Raw genomic sequence first — 25,896 nt, 5'->3', positions numbered from 1 at the left:
ATGGGGTTTGTGGAGATGGCGGGAATCGAACCCGCGTCCAACGGTGCAGAAGCAGGGCTTCTCCGAGCGCAGTCCGCTGCGCTTTTCTCGGCCCCGGAGATCACACGGACAAGTCTCCGACGGGCTCAGTCACTGTTTGATTTCCCTCAGGCCCCCGTGACCGGGGCTAGAGGTTTAGATCCCTAATTGACGCCAGGATCCGGACCGGGACCACTTCCGGGCTGACGCTCCTCACAGAGGCTTCAGCTCACTGTTATTAGGCAGCGAGGGTGAAGCGGGAGTTATCGCTCTTGGTGTTGGCGATTATTTTTTGCGACATAGGGTTTACGAGATCATTGCCGCTTCCTCGGCTCGCTTCCCCTGCATCGACATCCGCTGTCGAAACCGATCATCCCCATGTTTTTTTGACAAACCGCGCCACCCGGGGGCGGTGCGGTGCTGAACCCCATGGTACGCGAAGTGGGCCACGGGATGCCAGGCGATTAAACGGCGTGGCCGCCGCGCCGCCTACACCGTCCCGCGCTGCTTGCGGCGGATCGCCGAGATCGCACGGTTCGTCTCGCGGGTGTCCTGCTTCTCGCGCAGCGTCTGACGCTTGTCGTACTCCTTCTTGCCCTTCGCCAGCGCGATCTCGATCTTCGCCCGACCGTCCTTGAAGTACAGCGTCAGCGGCACGATCGTGTGACCCGACTCGTCCGCCTTGCGCTCCAGCTTGTCGATCTCCTCCCGGTGCATCAGGAGCTTGCGCTTGCGCCGGGCGCTGTGGTTCGTCCACGTCCCCTGGCTGTACTCCGGCACGTGCACGTTGTACAGCCAGGCCTCGTTGTTCTCCACCGACACGAAGCCGTCCACGAGGGACGCCCGGCCCTGGCGCAGGGACTTGACCTCGGTGCCCGTGAGCACGAGACCGCACTCGTAGGTGTCGATGATCGTGTAGTCGTGCCGCGCCTTCTTGTTCTGGGCGATCAGCTTCCGCCCTTTTTCCTTAGCCATAGTGCGGTCATTTTCGCACTACGGACCCACCCCGAGGCCACCCAATACCCGCCGGGCCCGGTCTTCGGCGCCGTCGCCCGCCGTCAGGTCGGGCGTGATGCCGCTCCCGTCGATGCTGCGGCCCTCCGGGGTGCGGTACGTGCCCACCGTCAGCTCCGCCACCGAGCCGTCCGGGAGCCGCGTCGGCATCTGCACCGCGCCCTTGCCGAAGGTGTGGGTGCCGACCGTGACCGCGCGGCCCCGGTCCTGGAGGGCGCCGGTGACCAGTTCGGCCGCGCTCATCGTGCCCCCGTCGACCAGCGCCACCAGCGGCCGGGCGGTGTCGCCGCCCGGCTCGGCGTACAGGGCGCGCTCGGAACCGCGTACGTCGTACGTCGCCACCAGCCCCCCGTCCAGGAAGGCGGAGGCGGCCGTCACGGCCTCGGTGACCAGCCCGCCCGGGTTGCCGCGCAGGTCCAGCAGGATGCCCGCGCCCGGCGGCGCCGCGCGGACGGCGTCCCGCACGCGCTGCCCCGAGCCCCGGGTGAAGGAGGCGACCTTGATCACGGTGGTGCCGTCGGGGAGGCCGCGTACGGTCACCGGGTCGGCGCTCAGTTCCTCGCGGCGGACCGTCTCGGTGAGGTCTACGCCGTCCCGGCCGATGCGCAGCACCACCGGGGTGCCGGCCGCGCCGCGCAGCATCGCCACCACATCGGTGACGGAGCGCCCCCTGACGTCCTGGCCGTCCACACCGAGCAACAGGTCCCCGGCCCGCAGGCCGGCCCGGGCGGCGGGGCCGTCGGGCTGGACCCTGTCGACCTCGATGCGCCCGTCGCGGCGGCGCCCGGTCCACACCCCGACGCCGGTCCAGTGCCCGTCGAGGTCCTCGGTGAAGGCGGCGTACTCGGCCGGGTCGTAGACGGCGGCCCAGCGGTCGCCGCTGCGGCTGACCTCCTCCTCGGCGGCCCTCTTGCCCGACTTGCCCTCCGCCACGGCGTCGGCGACGGCCCGGGCCACGGCGTCCCGGTCGACGGTGGCCGCCCCGCCGCCGGTGGCTCGGGCCGCGCCGGCCACGGCACGGGCGGCCGGTACCCGCGGGGCGTCGTCGTCCGCGCCCCAGCAGCCGGTACCGGCGCCCGCCGTGACCGCCGCGAGGAAGGCGAACGTCAAAGCGGCCCCGCGACGCAGGTCGCGGGGCCGGAGACAGTGGACGGGGAGACCCGGCATGGCGCCGAGTCTAGGACAAGGCCCGCGTAGCCACGGGAGGTTGGGCGCAGCTCACACGGGGTTCTCGTCACACCTCTCGGGGGCCGGTCACACCTTGAGGTACTTGCGCAGCGCGACGAAGGCCGCCAGGGACGGCATGAGCAGGCCGACGACCAGCACCAGCGGCAGCTTGGTGAGGACGGAGTCCCAGCCGATGAAGTTGATCAGTTCCAGCTTGTGCCGCAGGTCCACCCCGTGGTCGATCACGAAGTACTGCCCGGTGCCCAGCATCACGCAGGCGAGGCCCGCGCCGATCAGGCCGGCGACGGCCGCCTCCATGATGAAGGGGACCTGGATGTAGAAGCCGGACGCCCCGACGAGCCGCATGATGCCGGTCTCCCGCCGACGGCTGAACGCCGAGACGCGCACCGTGTTGACGATCAGCAGCAGCGCCACGATCAACATGATCATCATGATGCCGAGGGCCGCCCAGTTGAGCGTGCCGAGGAGGCTGAACAGGTTGTCGACCTCGGAGCTCTGGTCGGCCACCGACTGCACGCCGTCGCGGCCGGCGAACATGGACGTGATGACCTGGTACTTCTCCGGGTTCTTGAGCTTGACCCGGAAGGAGTCCGGCATCTGGTCGGGGGTGACGACCGAGGCCAGCGCGGTCTGGCCGTACCGCTCCTTGTAGTGCTTGTACGCCTCGTCGGAGGACTCGTACGTGACCTTCTGCACGAGGTCCAGCTTCTTGAGGTCGGCCTCGATCTGTTGCTTCTGCTCGGGGGTCACCGCCCCCTTGGCGCAGGCCTTGCCGGCGCCGCCCCCACCGCCCCCGGATCCCGCGGCGTCGTTCTTGGCGGCTTCGGCGGCTTCGGCGGCGTCCTGCGCGTCGCTCTTGTTGCACAGGTAGACGGTGACGTTGACCTTGTCGTACCAGTACCCCTTCATCGCGCTGACCTGGTCGCGCATGAGCAGGGAGCCACCGAACAGGGCCAGCGACAGGGCCACGGAGATGATGACCGCGAAGGTCATGGTGAGATTGCGACGGAGACCGACGCCGATCTCCGACATGACGAACTGGGCGCGCATGGCGTCCTTTCAGTGCTGGTAGCCGTAGACGCCGCGCGACTGGTCGCGCACGAGACGGCCCTGTTCGAGTTCGATGACGCGCTTGCGCATCTGGTCCACGATCTGCTGGTCGTGCGTCGCCATGATCACCGTGGTACCGGTCCGGTTGATGCGGTCGAGCAGCTTCATGATGCCTACGGAGGTCTGCGGGTCGAGGTTGCCGGTCGGCTCGTCCGCGATCAGCAGGGCGGGGCGGTTGACGAAGGCGCGCGCGATGGCGACGCGCTGCTGCTCACCGCCGGAGAGCTCACCGGGCATCCGGCCCTCCTTGCCGCCCAGGCCCACCAGCTCCAGGACCTGCGGGACGGCCTTGCGGATCTCGCCGCGCGGCTTGCCGATGACCTCCTGCGCGAAGGCGACGTTCTCCGCAACCGTCTTGTTGGGCAGCAGCCGGAAGTCCTGGAAGACGGTCCCCAGCTGGCGCCGCATGTGCGGGACCTTCCAGTTGGAGAGCTTGGCGAGGTCCTTGCCCAGGACGTGGACCTGCCCGTGGCTGGCCCGCTCCTCGCGCAGGACCAGCCGCAGGAAGGTGGACTTGCCGGAGCCGGAGGAGCCGACGAGGAAGACGAACTCGCCCTTCGCGATCTCCAGCGAGACATCTCTGAGTGCGGGGCGGCTCTGCTTCGGGTAGGACTTGGAGACGTTGTCGAATCGGATCACGGGTGCACCACGGTCGCCGGGAGTAGGTGTGCGTGACCATACGCGAACGGGCGCGGGGTGTGGGCCCGGCATCCGCAGTTGCCCGATATGTCCCGGGGTCCCGGAGGACCGGACGGTGATTGCCCGGACGGGCCGCGCCGAATGTCGCCGAAGCCGGCACAGTGGTAGGGGGAACGGACTCGTTCCCCACGCCGTTGTACCAGGGGACGAGAGGAGGAGCGCATGACATATGACCGGCTCGTGTGCGCGAACTGCGCCGCACCCGTGAGCCAGGGCCGCTGCCCTGTGTGCCGGGCGAATCGGGAGCGCCTCCAGCAGGAGAGCCCCTTCGCAGGCCTGAACCCGATGGCGCTCATCGCGCTGATGGTGGTGCTGGTCGCGGCCCTCGCGGTGGTGGCCAAGGCCGCGTAGACAGCCGTGGGCCGCGCTCAGCCGGACCGCGAGGCGTGTCCGGCGCGGTTCCCCGGCGCGGTTTCTCCGACGCGTCCCATGCGAAAGGCAAGGGCCCGGACACCTGAGGGTGTCCGGGCCCTTCCCACATCCGGGTGGGGTTACGCCGTCTGCTCCTGCTGCTTGCGCCAGCGGATGCCGGCCTCAAGGAAGCCGTCGATCTCGCCGTCGAGGACCGCCTGCGGGTTGCCGACCTCGAACTCCGTCCGCAGGTCCTTGACCATCTGGTACGGGTGCAGGACGTAGGACCGCATCTGGTTGCCCCAGGAGCTGCCGCCGTCCTTGAGGGCGTCCATCCTGGCCTGCTCCTCCTGGCGGCGCCGTTCCAGCAGCTTGGCCTGGAGCACGTTCATCGCGCTGGCCTTGTTCTGGATCTGCGAACGCTCGTTCTGGCAGGAGACCACGATGCCGGTCGGCAGGTGCGTGATGCGCACCGCCGAGTCGGTCGTGTTGACGCCCTGGCCGCCGGGGCCGGAGGCGCGGTACACGTCGATGCGCAGCTCGCCCTCGTCGATCTCGACGTGGTCGCTGGACTCGACGACGGGCAGCACCTCGACACCCGCGAAGGAGGTCTGGCGGCGGCCCTGGTTGTCGAAGGGCGAGATCCGCACGAGGCGGTGGGTGCCCTGCTCGACGGAGAGGGTGCCGTAGGCGTACGGGGCCTTGACCACGAAGGTGGTCGACTTGATGCCGGCCTCTTCCGCGTACGAGGTCTCGTAGACCTCGGTCTGGTAGCCGTGCCGCTCGGCCCAGCGCAGGTACATGCGCTGGAGGCGCTCGGCGAAGTCGGAGGCGTCGACGCCTCCGGCCTCGGCGCGGATGTTGACCAGGGCCTCGCGCTCGGCGTACTCGCCGGAGAGCAGGGTCCGGACCTCCATCTCGTCCAGGGCCTTGCGCACGGAGACCAGCTCGGCCTCCGCCTCCGCGAGGGTGTCCGCGTCGTCCATCTCCTGCGCGAGCTCGAAGAGCACGGCGAGGTCGTCGATGCGCCCGCGCAGCGTCTCGGTCTTGCGCACCTCGGCCTGGAGGTGCGAAAGCTTGCTCGTGATCTTCTGGGCGGCCTCCGGGTCGTCCCACAGGGACGGCGCGGCTGCCTGCTCCTCGAGCACGGCGATATCTGCCCTCAGCTTGTCGAGGTCCAGGACGGCCTCGATCGACCCCATGGTCGAGGAGAGGGACTTCAGCTCTTCGGAAACATCGACGACTGCCACGGGTCCAGCGTAGCCGGTCCTCCGGTGGCACTCTCCGGCCAGGCCGGATCGGCCCTTACAGATCACGGTGGGTACGGGCGTACGCTCACCGTATGACCGTTCTACTCGTGAAGCGTCGCCATGTGGATCACATGCGTGCCACCACCACGAGCTGTCTGCCGCCGGACCTCGCACAAGCCTGATCAAACCCGATCCGACTTCGGTCCTGTACGCGGCTACGCGGCCTCCCGGCGCCACCCTTGCCGACGGCCTTCCCCACCCGCTGCCCCGCCACCTCCGGGGAACAGGACCCCGTGACATCCGAAACGGAGCCGTCATGCCGTCCGCGCACCTTTCTCCCTCCTCCTCTCCGCTCGCCTCCGCCGTCCCCTCGCTCGCGGTCATCGACCTGTCCCGGGCGGACGATCCCGCCGAGCGGGCCGACTTCCTCAAGCGGCTGCACGCCGCCGCCCGCGACACCGGGTTCCTCTATCTGACCGGACACGGGATCAGCGAGGCCGAAACCGCCCGCATCCTTGAGCTGACCAGGGCCTTCTTCGACCTCCCCGAGGCGGACCGGCTGGCGGTCAGCAACCTGAACTCGCCCCACTTCCGCGGTTACACCCGGATCGGGCACGAGCTGACGGGCGGGGCCTCGGACTGGCGGGACCAACTGGACGTCGGCGCGGAGCGGCCCGCGACGGAGCCGGGCCCGGACGACCCGGCGTACCTGTGGCTGGAGGGGCCCAACCAGTGGCCGAAGGCGCTGCCGGAGCTGCGCGAGGTGGTGCTGGACTGGCAGGCGCGACTCGCCTCGGTCGCCCACCGGCTGCTCCGGGAGCTGCTGGCCTCGATCGGCGCCCCGCCGGACTTCTTCGACGCGGCCTTCGCCGACCGGCCCCACCTACACACGAAGCTGATCCGCTACCCGGGATCGGCACCGTCGGGCACGGACCAGGGCGTCGGCGCGCACAAGGACTACGGCTTCCTGACGCTGCTGCTCCAGGACTCGGTGGGCGGGCTCCAGGTGGTGCGGGACGGCGGCTACGTCGACATCCCGCCGCGGCCGGGGGCGTTCGTCGTCAACCTGGGCGAGCTGCTGGAGATCGCGACGGAGGGCTACTTGACGGCCACCGACCACCGGGTGGTGAGCCCGCCGGGGGCGGTGGAGCGGTTCTCGGTGCCGTTCTTCTACAACCCGCGGCTGGACGCGGTGGTGGAGACGGTGCCGGGCGACTACCTGCGGGCGGCGCCGGGTGTGGCCCACGACGCGTCGAACCCGCTGCACGCGGAGTACGGCCGCAACGAGCTCAAGGGTTGGGTCCGCGCCCACCCCGAGGTGGCACGCCGCTGGCACCCGGAGCTGGTCCGGGCGTAGCGCCCGAGCGGGCGGCCGGAACCGGGCCGGTCCGGGCCCGCCAGGGTCGGGCCGGGCCCCGGGCAAGGCGGCGCGGGGCCCGCTAGGGCTGGGCCGGGGCGGAGTGCTTGGCGTCCCTCGGGGGCGGGGCGCCGTCGGAGTCGCCCGACACCGCGAGCCAGGTGCCGACACCGACGGCCGCGGCCAGCGTCACCGCCGACACCGACAGCATCAGCCGGCGCTTGCGCACCGCCTCGGCCCGGTGCCGCGCCGAGCCCGGTCGGTGGCCGCCGGCCGGGCGGGGCACCCGGGCCGTGCCCAGCGCGCCGCCGGCCAGCTCGTCCGGTCCGGGTACCCGCATCGAGGTGTGCGTGTCCCGGTTGGAGTCGGTGGCCGAGCCGGGGACGAGCGGCACCACGCCCCGCCGCCGCGTCAGCTCGGCGGGGACGCTCTCCTCGGCCGGCGCGGCCTCCTGCTCCGCGTCGTCCGGCTCGTCCACGTCCAGTGGCGGCATCCCGGTCAGCAGCGGCAACAGGTCCCGCAGCCGGGTCGACAGCTCGGAGGCGCGCAGCCGGGACGCCGGTGCCTTGGCCAGGCACTGCACCATCAGCTGCCACAGCTCGTCCGGGATACCGGGCAGCGGGACCACGGTCTCGGTGACGTGCCTGCGCAGTACCGCGCCGGGGTGGCCGCCCCCGAACGGGGTGAACCCGGCCAGCAGCTCGTAGAGCACCGTGGCCAGGGCGTATATGTCGACGGCCGCCCGTGGGGGCAGCCCCTCCACGATCTCCGGGGCCAAGTAGTCCGGCGTGCCGATGATCCGGGTGCTGGGCGCCGACGCCCGGCCCGCCACGGTCCGCCGCGGCGAGTCGATCAGCTTGGCGACACCGAAGTCGGTCAACAGCGCGGGGTGGGCGCCGCCCGGGCCGAGCGGCCCCTGCATGTCCAGCAGGACGTTCTCGGGCTTCACGTCGCGGTGCACGACGCCCGCCGCGTGGGCGGCGGCCAACGCGTCGGCGACGTCCGCGACGATGGCCACGGCCGCCTCGGGGGCCAGCCTGCGCTCCCGGTCGAGGCGCGTGCGCAGGTCCGTACCGCGCACGAGGTCCATGACGAGGGCGAGGTCGTTGCCGTCCACGACGAGGTCGCGGACGGAGACGACGTGCGGGTGGTCCAGGCCGAGCAGCGCGCTGCGCTCCTGGACGAAGCGTCCGACCAGCTCCTGGTCGGACGCGAGGTCCTCGCGCAGCAGTTTGACGGCGACGGGCCCGTCCGGCCCCTCGCCCAGCCACACCGTGCCCGCGCTGCCGCGCCCCAGGATCTGGTGCGCGGTGTACCGGCTGCCGATCTTCCGTGCCACGACTGCTCCCTCAGCGGCTGGCGTACGCACCAAAGCTACGCGGCCGGGTGCGGGTTTTAGGCCAGTAGGGGGTCCGATTCGCGGCGACCTTCACTTCTGCGGGCGAAAACGCGTCCCAGAAGTCGACAAATCCACGAACTGAGTGCCAAGCCCGTCGTGACGGTGCCTCAGGAGCCTCCGCTCCCGGTGGAGTCGCCGAGGGTGGAGACCCAGTCGGCGGCGTCCTGGCCCCAGGTCCACAGCTGGTCCCACCAGCCCTTGCCGGTGCCGATCCACTCCTGGAGCGGGGTCAGCTCCCACACCAGCCAGCCCGCCACGAAGAAGAGCAGGATCATCACCAGGCAGCCCTTGAGGCAGCCGAGCCCGGGGATGCGGACCGGGTTGGCGCTGCGGCGGCGCGGCTCGCGCGGCTCCCGGGGGGCCGGCTGCTGCGGCGGCGGGGCCTGGGGCCGGACCGGCGGCTGGTACGGCTGCTGCTGCGGCGGCTGGCGGTACTGGGGCTGCGGCGGCTGCGGCTGCGGCTGCGGCTGCGGCTGCGGCTGGCGGTACTGGGGCTGCGGCGGAGGTTGCGGCGCGTACTGCTGCTGCTGGTACTGCTGCGGCTGTTGGTACTGCTGCTGCTGCGGCGGCTGCTGCCGGTACGGGGGCTGCTGGGGCGGCGGGGGTGCCTGCCGCTGCGGACGGCGGCGCAGGGGGTCCTCGTCGGGGCTGAGGTAGTGCATCTGCGTCTGCTCGTTGCGGTCCCGGGCCGCCCGCATCTGCGACTGCCACGGGTGCGGCTGGTCCGGCCGTTCCACCGGCGGCATGACGGACGTCGCGTCCGCGGCCGGCGCCCCCGTGTTCGGCAGCACGGTCGTCGCGTCGGCCCCGCCGACGGGCGGCATCACGCTGGTCATGGCGTTGGGGTCGTAGGCGCCCGTCGGGGAGGACGCCCCGGCGGGCAGTACCTGGGTCGCGTCCGAGGACCCGGGCGCCGCCGGTACCGGCGCGGGCGAGGGGTCGGGCGCGAGCAGCGCGCCGACGCCGAGCGCGGCCTCCACCTCGGCGGGCGAGGAGTGCACGCCGATGCCGGAGGCGACCACGCGCAGGCCGCGCGCCAGGCTCTCGGCGCTGGGGCGCTCGTCCGGCTCCTTGCGCAGGCAGCGCTCGATGACGATCCAGAGCGCCTCGGGCACGTTCGGCGGGCGCTGCGGGTCCTCGCTGAGGTGGCGGTGGAGCACTTCGAGCGCGGTGCCGCCGGCGAACGGCGGGCGTCCGGTGACCAGTTCGTAGAGCAGGATGCCGGCGCCGTAGATGTCGACGGCGGAGGTCTGCGGGCGGCCCTCGGCGGACTCGGGCGCGACGTAGGCGGGAGTGCCGACGAACTCGTGCGTGCGCGTCAGCCCCGGGGAGTCGGCGAGGCGGGCGATGCCGAAGTCGGTGAGCATCGGCTTCATCTGGCCGTGGCGCTCGTCGAGGAGGACGTTGGCGGGCTTCAGGTCGCGGTGCACGACGCCGTCGGCGTGACTGGCGGCGAGCGCGTCCGCGATCTGGGCGGTCAGCAGGCTCGCGGCGACGGGGCTGAAGGGGCCGTTCTCGCGGATGTACCTGTGCAGGTCGGGACCGTCGATCAGGTCCATGACGAGGGCCAGCAGATCGCCCTCGACGACGAGGTCGCGCGTGCGGACGATGTTGGGGTGCGTCAGGCGCAGCAGGACGGAGCGCTCGCGCAGGAAGCGCATGACGATGTCCGGGTCCTGGGCCAGCTCCTCCTTGAGGACCTTGATGGCCACCGTCTCGCCGGGCTGTCCGGCGACGGCCGCCTCCGCACCGGCCGCCTCCCGCTGGCGGGCACGCCAGACGGTACCCGTGGCGCCGCGCCCGAGGGGCTCCTCAAGCAGGTACTTGCTGCCCACTGGCCGCACGTCTCGCGCTCCCCTGCTGTCGTGTTTCTGTCGTCTGGTTTCGGATGATTCCGAGCTGTGTTTTCCGGCCCACTCTAGGGGGTGTCCGGAGAGAAGACGCCGGGCGGCGGAGGTTGGTTGCCGCACATATGTGCGAAGGGTGAGGTTTGCGGGGTATGCCGGAGGCGATTTTCGGCAGGCCGTTGACCATATGTGCGCGACGGGCGCGCGGGGCGATGATCAATCAAGATCATTTATTGCCGGGGTCCGGGCGTGTTGTCCGTGACAGGTGCGAGGATGCACCCGTACGGAACGGCCGGGACGGGAGCCCTGCCTTCCGGCAGACCTGACCGGACGACGCGTCCGTGCCGGGCGGGGGGTGATCGGGCGGTCTCGCCCGACCGTTCCCTTTCCCGGGCGCGCGCACCGTGCACTGCGCTCCGCGCAGAAGGGACCGCTGACGGCGATGCAGATCCGGCTGACCGTCCTCGGGTCGCGCAGCGGCCACCAGACCGCGACCGCGCCCGCCGGCTGTGACGTGCTCGTCACCGCGCCCGCCGGTACCGCGCTGGCCGCGGTGGCCTCGGCGCTCGCGGCGACCGTGGGCGGACCCGACACGGGCGGCACGGTGGTGCTGTACGCGGGCGCCGAGCGGCTGGACCCCCAGCGCCGGATGCTGGGCGAACCGCCGCTGGTGGACGGGGCCGTGCTCGCGCTGCACGTGCCGGTAGCGGACGTCGTGCCGAGCCTGCCCGAGGAGGGCCTGGACGCCCCACAGCTGCGGGTGGTGGCCGGACCGGACGCGGGCGGGGTGCATTTGCTGCACCCGGGAGCGGTCCGGATCGGGCGGTCCTCGGAGGCGGACGTACCGCTGGACGACCCGGACGTGTCGCGGCTGCACTGCACGGTGACGGTGCTGCCGGACGGGCGCGTGACGGTGGCGGACCTCGGCTCGACGAACGGCACGACGCTGGACGGGGTGCCGGTGGGGGCGCGGGCGGTGTCCCTGGCGCCCGGCGCGTTGCTGCGCGTAGGCGAATCGACCCTCCGGCTGGCCGCGGGGGACACGGAGTCCATCCTGCCGCTGACGCCGGACATGGAGGGGCACTTGGCCCTGCCGGGGGCCCGCGACGGCGGGCGTACGGCGGGCGCGGGCGCCGGCCTCGGGGCGGCGGGCTACGACGACCCCGCAGCGGGGGCGTCCGACGGCGCGGGGCGCTACGGCGCCCGGGCGGCCGGCGGGGACGCGGGCGGGGGAACCGGCCGACACGACGGCCCGGCCGCGGCCGGCCACAGCGGCGGTGCGGGCGGATCGGGCGGGGCCCGGTCGGCTCCGGGCGGTCAGGGGGTCCCGGGCGCGGGGGCGGCCGGCCGCCATGACGACTTCGGCGCCGACGCGTACGGCCACCGCTCGGGGGCGTCTGGGAGCGCGGGCCCGGGTGGCCCGCAGGGGCCGGTCCCCCACCCCGCCCCTTCCCGAACCGGGGGCTCCGCCCCCGACCCCGTCCCGGGGCTCCGCCCCGCCACCGGAACCCGGCACGGCGCGCGCGCCCGGGACGCCGGCGCCCACCCCGGCGCCCCCGCCACCGCGTGGCCCGCCGCAGGCCAGGACACCGGGACCCCCGACACCCGCCCCGGCGGAACCCGGCCCGGCCCCGCGCCCGAGGGCCCGCGCGCCGGGCGCACCCAGGGCGGCAGCGCCCACGGCCACCCGGCCCCCGGCGCACAGCCCCCCGCCGCCGGAAGCCACCCCGGAACCCACGGCACGGCATGGCCCGTCGCCGGCCAGGACACGGGGACCGGCTACCCCGACCACACGGCGAGGCACGCCCACACCCCTGCCGGACCGGGCACCCCCGCAACCACCTGGCCGGCCCCCGCCCCCGACGGGCCCGCGGCCCGCCCCGGCGGCGACCCGCGCCACCAGGCCCCCCGCGCCGGAACGGCGACCCCCGCACACGGCCCGGGCGACGCACCCGCCTACCCCGCCCCCGACGGGCCCCGCACCGGAGGGGGGCGCCCCGGCGCACCGCACTCCACCCCCGCGCACGGCTCCCGGGTCGCCGGCCCGGAGGGGGGCGACGGCCGGTCGCACCCGGCGCCCGTCGCAGGGGGGGCGCCCCGGGTGGGGGCTCCCGCAGCGGTGTGGCCCGCACCCCCCGGCTCCGCCGTTCCCGCCGGTGGCGGCCGGCGGCGGGGCATCGGGGCCTGGGCGCGCAAGTGGGTGCGCGGGGAGGACATCACCGAGCCCGCAGTCGAGGCCGAGGCGCCACCCGTCGCACCGCCCGCCGCCGACGACCCCGCCGCGCTGCTGCTCGCCGCCCTCGGGCCCACCGGCCGACTCTGGTCCCGCCCGCCCGGCGCCCTCGACGTCGGGCTCGGCGCCGGCAGTCGCGTCGACCTGCGCGAGGTCGGCGCGCTCGGCATCGCCGGGCCGCGTCCCCGTCTCACCGGCGTGGCCCGCTCAGTGATCGCCCAGCTCGCCGCCCTCCACTCCCCCGCGCAGTTGGAGATCGTGCTTCTCGCGATGGACCCGGCCACGGACTGGAACTGGCTCGGCTGGCTCCCGCACGTCCGTCCGGCCCACGGCCAGCACTGCCGCCTCCTGCTCGCCCACGACCGGGAGCAGGCCGCCGCCCGCACCGGCGAGCTGACCCGGCGCCTCGACGACAGCCCCCTCGGCACCGGCTGGGCCACCGCCGGGCCCGACGCCATCCGCCGGGCCGCGTCCGCGTACGAGGGCCCGTACACCCTCGTCGTCCTCGACGGCGACCCCGGCACCGGCGCCCTCCGCGAGGTCACCGCGCGGCTCGCCTCGCACGGGCCCGCCTCCGGCATCCACCTCCTGGTGCTCGCCGAGGCCCCGGCCGCCACCCCCGCGAGCCCCCTCGCCGACACGTACGAGGCCGCCGGCGCGAGCGCCCCCGCCTTCCGGGCCTGCGGGGCGGTCGCCGTGCTCAGCGGCGAGGTCGCCACCGCGGTGCGGAGCTTCCCGGTCAGCGGCGGCATGCCCGTCCGCCCCGGCGAGACGGCCGTAGCGGACGCCGTCTCCGCCGCCTGGGCGGAGCGGTTCGCCCGCGCCCTGGCCCCCCTGCGCGCCGAGGCGGCCGTCTCGGGCGGCTACCGTCCGGCCGCCGCCAACCTGCCGCAGACGTCCCGCCTGCTCGACGAGCTCGGCCTGGCCCGGGCCACCCCGGCCTCCCTGATGGCCCGCTGGGCGACCGCCACCGGGCAGGGGCAGACCGTCGGCGGTCTCGCCGAGGTGGTGCTCGGAGCCGGCCGGCGCGGCCCCGTCGGCGTGGAGCTGGTCCACGACGGACCGCACCTGCTCATCGAAGGGCCGCCGGGGAGCGGCCGTACCGAGCTGCTGCGTTCCGTGGCCGCCTCCCTGTGCGCCGCGGCCCGACCCGACCGGCTCGGTCTCCTGCTGATCGACGGGGCCGGCGGCGAGCGCGGCGAGGGGCTGCTGCCCTGCACCGAGCTGCCGCACGTGTCGGCGCACCTCGTCGCCTCCGACCCGCTGCGCATGCGGGAGTTCGCCCAGGCGTTGGGTGCCGAGCTCAAGCGTCGTCACGAGCTGCTGGACGGCGTCACCTTCGCCGAGTGGCACGCCCGGCGCGAGGTCTCGGACCGGATGGTGTCGCCCCGCCGGCCCGTCCCGCAGGAGAGCCAGGGCGCGGACCGGGCCTCGGGCACGATCGGCGGCGAGGAATCCCAGCGGACCGGGACCCTGCGGCTGCGCGCCTCCGCCCCCCGTACCGGGGCGGCCGCAGGGCCCGGCCCGCTGCCGCGCCTGGTGGTCCTCGTGGACGACTTCGACGCGCTGGTGGCGCCCGGCCTCGGCAGTCCGGGCCGGCCGGCGGCCGGTTCGGTGGTCCGCATCCTGGAGGGTCTGGCCCGGGAGGGCGCCCGGCTCGGGGTGCACCTGGTGGCCACCAGCGCCCGCCCGGACCGTACCGCCGGCACCGAACCGGCGCGCCTGGCCACCCTGCGGGTCGAACTCGACGCCCCCGACCAGCCGGGACCCGGCCGGGGTCTGCTCCACTACGGCGACGGCCGGACGATCCCCTTCCAGGGCGGCCGCGTCACCGGACGGATTCCCCGGACCGCCACGTCGAGGCCGACCGTGGTTCCGGTGGAGTGGGAACGGATGGGTGATCCACCGGCCCGTCGGCCGGTCCGCGAGCTGGGCAACGGCCCGACGGACCTGGCGCTGCTGGCCAGTGCCCTGGACCGGGCCTCGCACCTGGTCTCCGCGATACCCGTCCTGTTCCCGGCGGCCCCCTGAGCCCACCGCGCCCCGCCCGGAACACCCCGTCGGAGCCCCGCGAGGCCGTGAGGCGGTATTGCGGGGGTGCGCCGCTCGGCGTAGACCTTGTGGCACGGAACACACCACGAGCACACCGGCATCGGGGGCACACGCATGCGCAGGGAGCACGGAACCGGCCACAAGGAAGCCCGCGGAGGGCGCCAGGAGACCCGTACGAGGGCACACGCCTGGGCGGCCCTGCTGGCGACGGGCGCGCTCGCGCTCACCGCGTGCGGCGGCGGCGACAAGGCGGACCCCCCGGCGGGCTCCGGGCCGTCCGCGAGCCCGCGCGTGGCGCTACCGCAGCTGTCCGGCGAGAAGCTGGAGGTCGCTGCGGTCTGGACGGGCCCGGAGCAGGCCAACTTCACGAAGGTCCTCAAGGAGTTCGAGAAGCGCACCGGCGCCACCGTCACCTTCGTCCCCGCCCAGGACCCGATCGTCACCTTCCTCGGTACGAAGATCGCGGGCGGACAGCCGCCGGACGTGGCGCTGCTCCCGCAGGTCGGGGCGCTGGTCTCGGCGGTGCGGAACAAGTGGGCGCAGCCGGTGGGCCCGGAGGCCAAGGACCAGCTGGAGAAGAACTACTCGCAGGGCTGGAAGACGCTGGGCGCGGTCGACGGCACCCAGTACGGCGTGTACTACAAGGCGGCCAACAAGTCGCTGGTCTGGTACAACGCGAAGGCCTTCGAAGCGGCGGGCGTGCAGCCGCCGAAGACCTGGAAGGACCTGATCGCGGCGGCGGACACGCTCTCCGCGTCGGGCACCCCCGCGGTCTCGGTGGCCGGCGCGGACGGCTGGACCCTGACGGACTGGTTCGAGAACGTCTACCTGTCCCAGGCCGGGCCGGAGAAGTACGACAAGCTCGCCAAGCACGAGATCAAGTGGACGGACGACAGCGTCAAGCAGGCGCTGACGACGCTCGCCGAGTTGTTCGGCCGCAAGGACTACCTGGCGGGCGGGCAGAGCGGCGCCCTGGCGACCGAGTTCCCGAAGTCGGTGACGCAGACCTTCACCGGTGGCGACCGACCGGCCGCCGCGATGGTCTTCGAGGGTGACTTCGTGGCGGTGAACATCGCTCAGACGGAGGCGAAGGTCGGCAAGGACGCCCTCGTCTTCCCGTTCCCGGCGGTCGGCGCCGGCAAGGCGCCGGTCGTCTCGGGCGGTGACGTGGCGGTCGCGCTGAAGCCGTCCAAGGGCGCGCAGGCGCTGCTGACCTTCCTGGCCTCCCCGGACGCGGCGGAGATCCAGGCCCGCGAGGGCGGTTTCATCTCGCCGAACAAGTCGGTGGATTTGGCGGCGTACCCGAACGACATCCAGCGGGGCATCGCGAAGGCGCTGATCGCGGCGGGCGACGACTTCCGCTTCGACATGTCGGACCAGGCTCCGGCGGCTTTCGGCGGGACGCCGGGCGCCGGTGAGTGGAAGGACCTCCAGGACTTCCTGGCGAACCCGTCGGACGTGGCGGGCGCGCAGGCGAAGCTGGAGGCGGACGCGGCCAAGGCGTTCGGGAACTGACCCGGTGCCCGCCCCCCACGTCTCACGGGCGGGGGAGGTCAGGCGCCGCCGTCTCATAGCGGCGGCGTTCCTCCTCCCCGCCCTGGTCCTGCTGGGTGCGCTCGTCGTGCACCCCATCGGCTACTCGCTGTACCGCAGCTTCTTCGACCGCTCGGGCGACACCTTCGTGGGCGGCGCCAACTACACGGAGATAATGCGGGACGCCACGATCCGAACGGCGCTGAAGAACACGGCGCTGTGGGTGGTGCTGGCCCCGACGACCGCCACCGCGCTCGGGCTGATCTTCGCGGTGCTCACCGAACGGGTGCGCTGGGGGACGGCGTTCAAGCTGCTGGTGTTCATGCCGATGGCGATCTCGATGCTGGCGGCGGGCATCATCTTCCGGCTCGTCTACGACCAGGACCCCCATCGCGGTGTCGCCAACGCCGTATGGGTGGGGGTGCACGACACCTTCGCCGAATCCTCGGCCTTCCCGAAGGCCCGCCCGGGTCGGGACTCGCCGCTGGAGGAGGTCGCGGGGGGCGCGTTCGAGACCCGTGACCCGGTACGGGCGGGCACCGTCGTACCGGTGCCGCTGGTCGGCGTGGCCCCCGACGCCCTGCCGAAGGGGACCCGTACCGCCAAGGCGCCCGCCGCCGAGTCCGGCAAGGTCACCGGGACGGTCTGGCAGGACTTCACCCGGGGCGGCGGCGGCCGGACGAACACCGTCGACCCCACGGAGTCTGCGCTCTCGGGGATGCGGATCGAGGCGGTCAAGGACGGCCGCGTGGTCGAGCGGACCACCGCCCGCTCCGACGGCACCTTCACGCTGTCCGCGAAGGCCGACGGGGCGCGGCTGCGGCTGCCCGCGTCGAACTTCCGCGAGGCGTACTCGGGCGTGGAGTGGCTCGGTCCGACGCTGGTCACCCCGGCGGTGATCGGGGCGTACGTGTGGATGTGGGCCGGGTTCGCCATGGTGCTGATCGGGGCGGGACTGGCCTCGGTACCGCGGGAGCTGCTGGAGGCGGCGCGGGTGGACGGGGCGAACGAGTGGCAGGTGTTCCGCCGGATCACCGTGCCGCTGCTGGCGCCCGTCCTGGCGGTCGTCCTCGTCACCCTCGTCATCAACGTGATGAAGATCTTCGACCTGGTGTTCGTGATCGCGCCGGGCGCGGTGCAGGACGACGCGAACGTGCTCGCGCTCCAGCTGTACCGCACGTCCTTCGGCACGGACGCCGATCAGGGGTTGGGCAGCGCGATCGCCGTGCTGCTGCTGGTCCTGGTGTTGCCCGTCATGCTGTACAACATCCGCCGGATGCGCCGGGAGGCCCGCCGATGAGCGCCGCACCGTGGTCCTGGTCCCCGCAGGGCACGGTCGCCAGGGTGGCCGGCGGGGCACTGCGTGTCTTCCTGGTCCTCGCGGGCCTGTTCTGGCTGCTGCCCACGCTGGGACTGCTGATCTCCTCGTTCCTCTCGCCCACGGACCTGAACCAGGGCGGCTGGTGGCAGGCGCTGAGCGCGCCCTCACGGCTGACGGCCGAGAACTACGCGCACCTGCTGTCCAACGAGACGATCACCGGGTCGCTGCTGAGCACGGTCGCGATCACCGTTCCGGCGACCTTGCTCGTGGTCACGCTGGGCGCGCTCGCGGGGTACGCGTTCGCCTGGCTGGAGTTCCCCGGCCGGGACTGGCTGTTCCTGATCGTCGTCGGGCTGCTGGTGGTCCCCGTTCAGGTGGCGCTGATCCCGGTGTCGCAACTGTTCGGCGCGATCGGGCTGTTCGAGACGACGGCCGGGGTCGTGCTCTTCCACACCGCCTTCGGGCTGCCGTTCGCGGTGTTCCTGTTGCGCAACTTCTTCGCGGAGATCCCGCGCGAGCTGCTGGAGGCGGCGCGGCTGGACGGCGCGGGCGAACTGCGACTGTTCGCACGGGTGGTGCTGCCGCTGGGCGGTCCGGCCATCGCCTCGCTCGCCATCTTCCAGTTCCTGTGGGTGTGGAACGACATGCTGGTGGCGCTCGTGTTCGCGGACTCGACGCATCCGCCGGTCACGGTGGCCCTCCAGCAGCAGGTGCGGCAGTTCGGCAACAACATCGACGTGCTGGCGCCGGGCGCGTTCTTGTCGATGGTGGTGCCGCTGGTCGTCTTCTTCGCCTTCCAGCGGCAGTTCGTGTCGGGGGTGACGGCCGGGGCGATCAAATGACCCGTCGTCGGGGCGGTGACCGGGCGGCGCAGTGGCGCCTTATCCGGCGGCGGCCTTGAGGCCCGCGACCACCGAGCGCGCCAGCTCGTCGAGGTACGACGCGGGTACCTCGTCGCGGACCACGACCTGACGCCAGTACAAGGGGCCGATGGCCAGGTCCAGCGCCCGGCCCGGGTCCGTGGCCGCCACCAGCTCGCCGCGGGCGACGGCCTCGGAGACGATCCCCTCCGCCATGCCCCGCTCGCCCGCCAGCAGCGCGCCGCGCACCGCGTCGGCGATCTCGGGCTGGCGCGCCGCCTCCACCAGCAGGTCGGGGATCACCGCCGACGCCACGGGGTGGCGCAGCACGTGGGACATGACCTCCAGCAGGGCCCGTACGTCCCCGTAGAGCGAGCCCGTCGCGGGCACCGGGAGCCCGTCGGTCGCGAAGGCGCCGACCAGGTCCAGCACGAGGTGGAGCTTGGACTTCCAGCGCCGGTAGACGGCCGTCTTGCCGACGCCCGCGCGCCGCGCGATGCCCTCGATCGACATCCGGGCGAAGCCGACCGTCGCCAGTTCCTCCAGGACCGCCGCCCGGATCGCCCGGGTCACGTCTTCGCGCAGGACGGCGGCCCCTGCGGGGGCGCGGCGGGTCGGGGCGGCGGGCTCGGAGACATGCGCGGCGGGCTCGGAGGTCATGGAACAGAGCATAACGGCGCAGGCCGCCACCACCCCGTCGCGACGACACGGTTGCGTCTCGACGTGATGGCACCTACTCTCGGCGTCACGACGATACGTAACCGTTCCGTCGGACGTCCGACGTGTCTCCCCGTCGAAAGCGACCCCGTGACCGTGACCGTGCCCCCCGTGACCGCACCGCCGCCGCCGGCAGTGGTACCGATGACACCGGCAGAGCTGGCCGCCGCCCACGGCCTGACCCTCAGTGGCGCCCGCCCCTCCCTCCCCCGCTACGTCGCGCAACTGTGGGAGCGTCGCCACTTCGTGACGGCGTACGCCACAGCCCGCATGCACGCCACGTACAGCACGGCCCGCCTCGGCCAGGTCTGGCACCTGGCGACCCCGCTGCTCAACGCGGCCGTCTACTACTTCATCTTCGGCGTGATCATGAACGCCGGGCACCAGGTGGCGGACTACATCCCCTTCCTGATCACCGGCGTGTTCGTGTGGGACTTCATCGGAAGCTCCATCAACGCGGGCACCCGCGCCGTCCACAGCAACCTGGGCCTGGTCCGCGCCCTGCACTTCCCCCGCGCGGCCCTGCCCCTGTCCACGGTCATCCAACTCTTCCAGCAGCTGCTGGTCACCGTGGGCGCCCTGGTCATCCTGCTGCTCGCGCTCGGCCAGACACCCGGCCCGTCCTGGCTCCTCGCGGCGCCGGCCCTGCTGCTGTGCGCCGTCTTCTGCGCCGGCTGCGCCCTGGCCATGGCACGGATCGGCAGCAAGAACCCGGACGTCAGCCAGCTGATGCCGTTCATCCTGCGCACCTGGATGTACTCCTCGGGCGTGATGTGGTCCATCGAGCAGACGCTCAAGTCGGACCACCTGCCCCACTGGGTGACCACGGCCCTCCAGCTCAACCCGGCGGCCGTCTACATCGACCTGATGCGCTTCGCGCTCATCGACAGCTTCAAGGCGGGGTCGCTCCCGCACCATGTGTGGCCGATCGCCGTCGGCTGGGCCCTGATCGCGGGCCTCGGCGGCTTCGTCTTCTTCTGGAAGGCGGAAGAGGAGTACGGACGTGGCTGACAAGAACGCCATCCCCACCGTCATCGCGGACGAGGTTCACGTCATCTACAAGGTGTACGGCACCGGCACCCGCAAAGGCGGCGCGACCGCCGCCCTGAGCCGGATCATCTCCCGCAAGCCCGCCCCCGGCGTCCGCGAGGTGCACGCCGTCAAGGGCGTCAGCTTCACCGCGTACAAGGGTGAGGCCATCGGCCTCATCGGCTCCAACGGCTCGGGCAAGTCCACCCTGCTCGCGGCCATCGCCGGGCTCCAGCCCGTGGCCCGCGGCCGCGTCTACTCCCACGGCCAGCCGTCCCTGCTCGGGGTGAACGCCGCCCTGATGAACGACCTGACGGGCGAACGCAACGTCATACTCGGCGGCCTCGCGATGGGCATGTCCAAGCAACAGATCCACGAGCGCTACCAGGACATCGTCGACTTCTCCGGCATCAACGAGAAGGGCGACTTCATCTCCCTGCCCATGCGCACCTACTCGTCCGGCATGGGCGCCCGGCTGCGCTTCTCCATCGCCGCGGCCAAGGACCACGACGTCCTGATGATCGACGAGGCCCTGGCCACCGGCGACGCCGCCTTCCAGCGCCGCAGCCAGGACCGCATCGGGGAGCTGCGCCAGAGCGCCGGCACCGTCTTCCTCGTCAGCCACTCCATCGGCACCGTCCGCGAGACCTGCGACCGGGCGATCTGGCTGGAGTCGGGGGTGCTGCGCATGGACGGCCCCGCGCAGGAGGTCTGCGACGCCTACGAGGCCTTCACCCGGTCCGGCTGAGACGCCGCCCGGGCGCCGGGCAGGGCGTCGGCGTACGCGCGGGCCGCGACGCACCCGATGAGAACGGCGGCCCCGGGACTTTCGTCCCGGGGCCGCCGTTTCTATCCGCTCACGCGGGGCGTCGCGCTCACGCGTGCGAGCGCAGCAGCGACCGCATCGTCCGCATCGCCACGGACAGGTTCGCCAGGTCGAAGTCGTCCGACCCGCGGATCTCGTCCAGGGTCGTCCGAGCCCGGCCGATGATCGCCGCGTTCCGCTCCTCCCACGCCTTGAAGCGCTCCTCGGGAGTCGCGTCGCCGTTGCCGGCCGCCAGCACGTCGGCGGTCAGCGCCGCGTGCGCCGCGAACAGGTCCTCGCGGATGGAGGCACGGGCCATGGACTGCCAGCGGTCGGCGCGCGGCAGCTCGATGATCCGGTCCATCAGCTGGGTGATGTCCAGGCGGTCGGCGAGGTCGTAGTAGACCTCGGCGACGTCCAGCGGGTCGACTCCGGTGCGGTCGGCGATCGCGACGACGTCCAGCGTCGGGAACGCGGACGAGAAGCCGGCCACCTTGGCCGCCAGCTCCTGCGGCACGCCCTCGCCGGTCAGCTCGTCCATGATCGACTGGTACCACTCCAGGTCCGCGCCGCGCACCAGCTTGGGCAGTTCCGCCCAGACGTGGCCCACCCGCTCGCCGAAGAGCTCGATGGTCTCCGTGATCGCCAGCGGCTGCGGCCGGTTGTTGAGCAGCCAGCGGGTGCCGCGCTCGACGAGCCGCCGCGAGTGCAGCCGTACCCGGGTCTGGACACTGGCCGCGACCTTGTTGTCCAGCGCCTCCACCGCGTCCCAGACCTCGGCCAGGCCGAAGATCTCACGGGCCGCGAGCTGCGCCCGGACGATCTCCTCCGTGGCGGCCCCGGTCTCCTCGCGCAGGCGGTGCAGGAACGTCGAACCACCGGTGTTGACGGTGTCGTTGACCAGGAGGGTGGTGATGATCTCCCGGCGCAGCGCGTGCGCGTCGATCTGCTCGCCGAACTTCTCGCGCAGCGGGGCCGGGAAGTACTCGTGCAGCAGGCGGCGCAGGTACGGGTCGTCGGGCAGCACCGTGTGGATCAGCTCGTCCGCCACCGTGATCTTGGTGTAGGCGAACAGGACGGCCAGTTCCGGCTGGGTCAGGCCCTTGCCGTTGTTCAGCAGTTCGCGGATCTGCCGGTCGTTGGGCAGGAACTCCAGCGCGCGGTCCAGCAGCCCGTCCCGGCCCAGGCGGCGCATGAAGCGCTGCTGGGCGTGGAGCAGGCTGGGGGCCTGCGCCGCGCCGTTGGCCAGCGCGACGTTCTGCGCGTAGTTGTTGCGCAGCACCAGGCCGCCGACCTCGTCGGTCATCTCGGCGAGCAGCGCGTTGCGCTGCTTGACGGTCATGTCGCCGTCGGCGACCACCGAGTTGAGCAGGATCTTGATGTTCACCTCGTGGTCGGAGGTGTCCACGCCGGCGCTGTTGTCGATGGCGTCGGTGTTGACCTTGCCGCCCTCGCCGCCCGCCCCGACGCGGGCGAACTCGATGCGCCCGAGCTGGGTCAGACCCAGGTTGCCGCCCTCGCCGATGACCCGGGCGCGCACGTCGGCGCCGTTGACGCGGATCGCGTCGTTGGCCTTGTCGCCGACGTCGGCGTGCGTCTCGGCCGTCGCCTTGACGTACGTACCGATGCCGCCGTTCCACAGCAGGTCCACCGGGGCATGCAGGATGGCCTTCATCAGGTCCGCCGGGGTCATCTTGGTGACGCCGGCCTCGATCCCGAGGGCCTCGCGGACGTGCGCGTTGACCGGGATGGACTTCGCCGTACGCGGGTGGACGCCGCCGCCCGCCGAGAGCAGCGCGGTGTCGTAGTCGGCCCACGAGGAACGCGGCAGGTCGAACAGGCGCCGGCGTTCGGCGTAGGAGGTCGCCGCGTCCGGGTTCGGGTCGATGAAGATGTGCCGGTGGTCGAAGGCCGCGACCAGGCGGATGTGCTCGGAGAGCAGCATGCCGTTGCCGAAGACGTCACCCGACATGTCGCCGACGCCGACGACCGTGAAGTCCTCGGTCTGCGTGTCGTGACCCAGCTCCCGGAAGTGCCGCTTCACGGACTCCCAGGCGCCGCGGGCGGTGATGCCCATGCCCTTGTGGTCGTAGCCCGCGCTGCCGCCCGAGGCGAACGCGTCGCCGAGCCAGAAGCCGTAGGCCTGCGCGACACCGTTGGCGATGTCGGAGAAGGTCGCGGTGCCCTTGTCGGCGGCGACGACGAGGTAGGTGTCGTCCTCGTCGTGACGGACCACGCCCTTCGGCGGCACGACCTCGCCGGCGACCATGTTGTCGGTGATGTCGAGCAGCGCCGAGATGAAGATCTTGTACGAGGCGATGCCCTCGGCGAGCCAGGCGTCGCGGTCCACCGACGGGTCCGGCAGGTTCTTCGCGACGAAGCCGCCCTTCGCGCCGACCGGCACGATCACGGTGTTCTTGACCATCTGCGCCTTGACCAGGCCGAGAACCTCCGTGCGGAAGTCCTCACGCCGGTCGGACCAGCGCAGGCCGCCTCGGGCGACCTTGCCGAACCGCAGGTGGACACCCTCGACGCGCGGCGAGTAGACCCAGATCTCGAAGGCCGGGCGGGGCGCCGGCAGGTCCGGGATGGCCTGCGGGTCGAACTTCATCGACACGTACGCGTGCGGCTCGCCCGCGTCGTTCATCTGGAAGAAGTTGGTGCGCAGCGTCGCCTTGATGAGGGTCAGGAAGGAGCGCAGGATGCGGTCCTCGTCCAGCGAGGCGACCTGGTCCAGGGCCCCGTCCAGCTCCTCCAGCATCGCGTCGACGAGCTCGGTGCCGGCGGTCTGCCGGGCCGGGGACATCCGCGCCTCGAAGAGCGAGACCAGCAGCCGGGTGGTGTGGACGTTGTTGCGGAGGGTGTCCTCCATGTAGTCCTGGCTGAACGTGGAACCGGCCTGGCGCAGGTACTTGGCGTACGCGCGCAGCACCACGGCCTGCCGCCAGGTGAGCCCGGCGCTCAGCACCAGGGTGTTGAAGTTGTCGTTCTCCGCCTGCCCCTGCCAGACCGCCGCGAAGGCTTCCTGGAAGCGCTCGCGGGCGTCGTCGCCGAGGTGGCTGTCGGCGTTGCCCGACGACAGGGGCATCCGCAGGCCGAAGTCGTAGATCCAGGCGTGGGTACGGTCACTGCACCGCAGCTCGTACGGCCGCTCGTCGGTGACCTCGACGCCCAGGCGCTGGAGCACCGGCAGCACGGCGGACAGGGAGACCTGCTCGCCCTGTCGGTAGATCTTGAAGCGGCGCTCGCCGGGGCCCGCGCCGACCGGCTCGTAGAGGGAGAGGTCGAACTCCCGGTCGCTCTCGGACAGACGCTCCAGGCGGACCAGGTCCGCCACGGCGGCGCGCGGCGAGTGGTCGGCCTTGTAGCCCTCGGGGAAGGAGTTCCCGTAGCGGCGCAGCAGCTCGGCGGCGCGCTCCTCGCCGGTCTCGGCGATCAGTGCCTCGCCGAAGCCGTCGGCCCAGGAGCGGGCGGCCTCCACCAACCGGGCCTCGATGCGCTCGACGTCGGCGTCGGTCAGCGCGGGCAGCTCGGTGCCCTGCGGGACGCGGACGACGAAGTGGATGCGCGAGAGGATCGACTCGGTGTTCCAGGCGGTGAAGTCGACGCTGGTGCCGTTCAGCTCCTCCTGGAGGATCGAGATCAGGCGCAGCCGGACCCCGGTGGTGTACCGGTCGCGCGGCAGGTAGACCAGCGCGGAGTAGTAGCGCCCGTACTCGTCCTGACGCAGGTACAGCCGCAGTCGGCGGCGCTCCTGGAGGTACAGGACCGAGGTGACGATCTCCCGGAGCTTGTCGACCGGGGTCTGGAACAGCTCGTCGCGCGGGTAGGTCTCCAGGATCTGCAGCAGGTCGCGGCCGTCGTGGCTGTTGGGCGAGAACCCGGCGCCTTCGAGGACCTCGGCGACCCTGCGGCGGATCACGGGCACGCGGCGCACCGACTCGGTGTACGCGGCGGAGGAGAACAGTCCGAGGAAGCGGCGCTCGCCGACGACGTTGCCCTCGGCGTCGAACTTCTTGACGCCGACGTAGTCCAGGTACGAGGGGCGGTGCACGGTGGCGCGGCTGTTGGCCTTGGTCAGCACCAGCAGCCGGTGCTCGCGGGCCTTGGCGCGCGCGTCGGCGGGCAGCCGGTTGAAGGACGGCGAGACGGGGTGCGTGTCCTCCTGGCCGTGGTGGACCGGGTCGGAGCGCAGGATGCCGAGGCCGGTACCGGGCACGGCGGCCAGCGCGTCGCCGTCGACCAGGTTGTACTCGCGGAAGCCGAGGAAGGTGAAGTGGTCGTCGGCGAGCCAGCGCAGCAGCTCGCGGGCCTCTTCGAGCTCGTACTCGCGCAGGTCGGGCGCGGTCGGCTCGCCCGCCAGCTCGTCCGCGATGCGCAGCGCCGCGTCGCGCATCTTCTCCCAGTCCTCGACGGCCTCGCGCACGTCGGACAGGACGCGCTGGAGGTCGGCGGTGATCTGCTTGAGGTCGGCGCGGTCGGTCTCGCGGTCGATCTCGACGTGGATCCAGGACTCGACGAGGGAGTCGTGGGGGCGCGCGGTGCGGGGGCCGTGGGCGTCGCAGTCCGGGCCGAGGATCTCGATGAGCTTGCCGGTCAGGTCACGACGGACGACGACCTGCGGGTGGATCACGACGTGGATGCCTCGGCCCTGGCGCGACAGCTCGTTGGTGACGCTGTCCACGAGGAACGGCATGTCGTCGGTGACGACCTCCACGACCGAGTGGCTGGAGGTCCAGCCGTTCTCCTCGACGGTGGGCGTGTGCACGCGCACGTTCGCCTTGCCCTGCGGGCGCTGCTCGGCCAGCCGGTAGTGGGAGAGCGCGGCGCCGAACACGTCGACCGGATCGCGGTCCAGCAGGTCCTCGGGGGCGGTGTGCAGGTAATAGCGCTGGAGGTAGGCGAGCGTCGTACCCGGGTCGGGACGCTCCCCTTGTTCGGACCCAGTCGGAAGTAGCCCCCCGGCCGGGCTGTTCTCAGCTACCCGTGCCGCCCGCGCGAGCAGCTCGGCCTTTGCTTCGTCCAGCTTGGTCTGCATGTCCTCTGGCTCCTGTCGCGCGCCATTGCGTGACGTAGGTGAAGGAAGGAATGACGTAGCGCCGCGAGGCGGGAT

General features: G+C 72.4%; 17 protein-coding genes and 1 other RNA gene. 8 read left to right on the top strand and 10 right to left on the bottom strand.

Annotated elements, in window-relative coordinates:
- Positions 1-7: 7 nt before the first annotated feature.
- The 5 genes from ssrA to ftsE form a co-directional block, all read right to left on the bottom strand.
- Positions 8-396: a transfer-messenger RNA gene (gene ssrA, locus ACV7NM_RS19975) on the bottom strand.
- Between the two features lie 111 nt (positions 397-507).
- Positions 508-993, bottom strand: a complete 486-nt coding sequence (smpB, locus tag ACV7NM_RS19970; protein ID WP_463411539.1) for an SsrA-binding protein SmpB — start codon at positions 991-993, stop codon at positions 508-510.
- 18 nt (positions 994-1,011) lie between these two features.
- Positions 1,012-2,199, bottom strand: coding sequence for a S41 family peptidase (locus tag ACV7NM_RS19965; protein WP_463411538.1), 1,188 nt, complete (start codon positions 2,197-2,199; stop codon positions 1,012-1,014).
- Between the two features lie 87 nt (positions 2,200-2,286).
- Positions 2,287-3,270, bottom strand: coding sequence for a permease-like cell division protein FtsX (ftsX, locus tag ACV7NM_RS19960; RefSeq protein WP_463411537.1), 984 nt, complete (start codon positions 3,268-3,270; stop codon positions 2,287-2,289).
- 9 nt (positions 3,271-3,279) lie between these two features.
- A complete protein-coding gene (ftsE, locus tag ACV7NM_RS19955) occupies positions 3,280-3,969 on the bottom strand; it encodes a cell division ATP-binding protein FtsE (RefSeq protein WP_136214444.1) in 690 nt (229 codons plus the stop codon).
- Between the two features lie 222 nt (positions 3,970-4,191).
- Between ftsE and ACV7NM_RS19950 the strand changes: the two genes are divergently transcribed.
- Positions 4,192-4,380 (top strand): hypothetical protein, encoded by a 189-nt coding sequence (locus ACV7NM_RS19950; RefSeq protein ID WP_463411536.1) that lies wholly within the window; start codon positions 4,192-4,194, stop codon positions 4,378-4,380.
- A 140-nt stretch (positions 4,381-4,520) separates the two neighbouring features.
- Here the strand turns inward: ACV7NM_RS19950 and prfB are convergent, their stop codons facing one another.
- Complete coding sequence (prfB, locus tag ACV7NM_RS19945; protein WP_463411535.1) at positions 4,521-5,630, bottom strand: peptide chain release factor 2; 1,110 nt, start codon at positions 5,628-5,630, stop codon at positions 4,521-4,523.
- Between the two features lie 316 nt (positions 5,631-5,946).
- Between prfB and ACV7NM_RS19940 the strand changes: the two genes are divergently transcribed.
- Complete coding sequence (locus ACV7NM_RS19940) at positions 5,947-6,987, top strand: isopenicillin N synthase family dioxygenase (RefSeq protein ID WP_463411534.1); 1,041 nt, start codon at positions 5,947-5,949, stop codon at positions 6,985-6,987.
- 82 nt (positions 6,988-7,069) lie between these two features.
- On the opposite strand, the gene ACV7NM_RS19935 is transcribed toward ACV7NM_RS19940, so the two are convergent.
- Both ACV7NM_RS19935 and ACV7NM_RS19930 read right to left on the bottom strand, forming a co-directional pair.
- Positions 7,070-8,326: a serine/threonine-protein kinase gene (locus ACV7NM_RS19935; protein WP_463411533.1), complete on the bottom strand. Its 1,257-nt coding sequence runs from the start codon at positions 8,324-8,326 to the stop codon at positions 7,070-7,072.
- Positions 8,327-8,493: 167 nt separating this feature from the next.
- A complete protein-coding gene (locus ACV7NM_RS19930) occupies positions 8,494-10,230 on the bottom strand; it encodes a serine/threonine-protein kinase (protein ID WP_463411532.1) in 1,737 nt (578 codons plus the stop codon).
- Between the two features lie 445 nt (positions 10,231-10,675).
- On the opposite strand from ACV7NM_RS19930, the gene ACV7NM_RS19925 reads away from it, so the two are divergent.
- The 4 genes from ACV7NM_RS19925 to ACV7NM_RS19910 all read left to right on the top strand — a co-directional run bounded on the left by ACV7NM_RS19925 (position 10,676) and on the right by ACV7NM_RS19910 (position 18,214).
- The gene (locus ACV7NM_RS19925) at positions 10,676-14,497 is read left to right on the top strand and encodes an FHA domain-containing protein (RefSeq protein WP_463411531.1); all 3,822 of its coding nucleotides are present in this window, start codon (positions 10,676-10,678) and stop codon (positions 14,495-14,497) included.
- Positions 14,498-14,632: 135 nt separating this feature from the next.
- Positions 14,633-16,033, top strand: coding sequence for an ABC transporter substrate-binding protein (locus tag ACV7NM_RS19920; protein WP_463411530.1), 1,401 nt, complete (start codon positions 14,633-14,635; stop codon positions 16,031-16,033).
- Between the two features lie 4 nt (positions 16,034-16,037).
- The gene (locus ACV7NM_RS19915) at positions 16,038-17,351 is read left to right on the top strand and encodes a carbohydrate ABC transporter permease (protein ID WP_463411529.1); all 1,314 of its coding nucleotides are present in this window, start codon (positions 16,038-16,040) and stop codon (positions 17,349-17,351) included.
- A complete protein-coding gene (locus ACV7NM_RS19910; RefSeq protein ID WP_463411528.1) occupies positions 17,348-18,214 on the top strand; it encodes a carbohydrate ABC transporter permease in 867 nt (288 codons plus the stop codon). Before ACV7NM_RS19915 ends, ACV7NM_RS19910 begins: the two co-directional genes overlap by 4 nt.
- A 39-nt stretch (positions 18,215-18,253) precedes the next feature.
- Here ACV7NM_RS19910 and ACV7NM_RS19905 read toward each other — a convergent pair whose 3' ends face one another.
- Positions 18,254-18,904: a TetR/AcrR family transcriptional regulator gene (locus tag ACV7NM_RS19905; protein WP_463411527.1), complete on the bottom strand. Its 651-nt coding sequence runs from the start codon at positions 18,902-18,904 to the stop codon at positions 18,254-18,256.
- A 189-nt stretch (positions 18,905-19,093) separates the two neighbouring features.
- Here ACV7NM_RS19905 and ACV7NM_RS19900 point away from each other — a divergent pair, with 189 nt between their 5' ends.
- Positions 19,094-19,960: an ABC transporter permease gene (locus ACV7NM_RS19900; protein WP_463411526.1), complete on the top strand. Its 867-nt coding sequence runs from the start codon at positions 19,094-19,096 to the stop codon at positions 19,958-19,960.
- Complete coding sequence (locus ACV7NM_RS19895; protein WP_463411525.1) at positions 19,953-20,726, top strand: ABC transporter ATP-binding protein; 774 nt, start codon at positions 19,953-19,955, stop codon at positions 20,724-20,726. The genes ACV7NM_RS19900 and ACV7NM_RS19895 overlap by 8 nt, the downstream gene beginning before the upstream one ends.
- A gap of 127 nt (positions 20,727-20,853) precedes the next feature.
- Here ACV7NM_RS19895 and ACV7NM_RS19890 read toward each other — a convergent pair whose 3' ends face one another.
- Positions 20,854-25,821, bottom strand: a complete 4,968-nt coding sequence (locus ACV7NM_RS19890) for an NAD-glutamate dehydrogenase (protein ID WP_463411524.1) — start codon at positions 25,819-25,821, stop codon at positions 20,854-20,856.
- Positions 25,822-25,896: the final 75 nt, after the last annotated feature.

It is taken from the genome of Streptomyces sp. Tek67B01 (assembly GCF_055231995.1).
The sequence above is the reverse complement of the archived record's forward strand: the minus strand, read 5'-3'. Positions and strand labels throughout refer to the sequence as shown.

What these genes read in the sequence shown, in the direction of transcription:
- ACV7NM_RS19910 (WP_463411528.1), top strand. Translation starts at nt 17,348, where the DNA reads ATGAGCGCCGCACCGTGGTCCTGGTCCCCGCAGGGCACGGTCGCCAGG.
- ftsX (WP_463411537.1), bottom strand. Translation starts at nt 3,270, where the DNA reads ATGCGCGCCCAGTTCGTCATGTCGGAGATCGGCGTCGGTCTCCGTCGC.
- ACV7NM_RS19925 (WP_463411531.1), top strand. Translation starts at nt 10,676, where the DNA reads ATGCAGATCCGGCTGACCGTCCTCGGGTCGCGCAGCGGCCACCAGACC.
- ACV7NM_RS19950 (WP_463411536.1), top strand. Translation starts at nt 4,192, where the DNA reads ATGACATATGACCGGCTCGTGTGCGCGAACTGCGCCGCACCCGTGAGC.
- ACV7NM_RS19900 (WP_463411526.1), top strand. Translation starts at nt 19,094, where the DNA reads ATGACACCGGCAGAGCTGGCCGCCGCCCACGGCCTGACCCTCAGTGGC.
- ACV7NM_RS19940 (WP_463411534.1), top strand. Translation starts at nt 5,947, where the DNA reads ATGCCGTCCGCGCACCTTTCTCCCTCCTCCTCTCCGCTCGCCTCCGCC.
- smpB (WP_463411539.1), bottom strand. Translation starts at nt 993, where the DNA reads ATGGCTAAGGAAAAAGGGCGGAAGCTGATCGCCCAGAACAAGAAGGCG.
- ACV7NM_RS19905 (WP_463411527.1), bottom strand. Translation starts at nt 18,904, where the DNA reads ATGCTCTGTTCCATGACCTCCGAGCCCGCCGCGCATGTCTCCGAGCCC.
- ACV7NM_RS19920 (WP_463411530.1), top strand. Translation starts at nt 14,633, where the DNA reads ATGCGCAGGGAGCACGGAACCGGCCACAAGGAAGCCCGCGGAGGGCGC.
- ACV7NM_RS19965 (WP_463411538.1), bottom strand. Translation starts at nt 2,199, where the DNA reads ATGCCGGGTCTCCCCGTCCACTGTCTCCGGCCCCGCGACCTGCGTCGC.
- ACV7NM_RS19890 (WP_463411524.1), bottom strand. Translation starts at nt 25,821, where the DNA reads ATGCAGACCAAGCTGGACGAAGCAAAGGCCGAGCTGCTCGCGCGGGCG.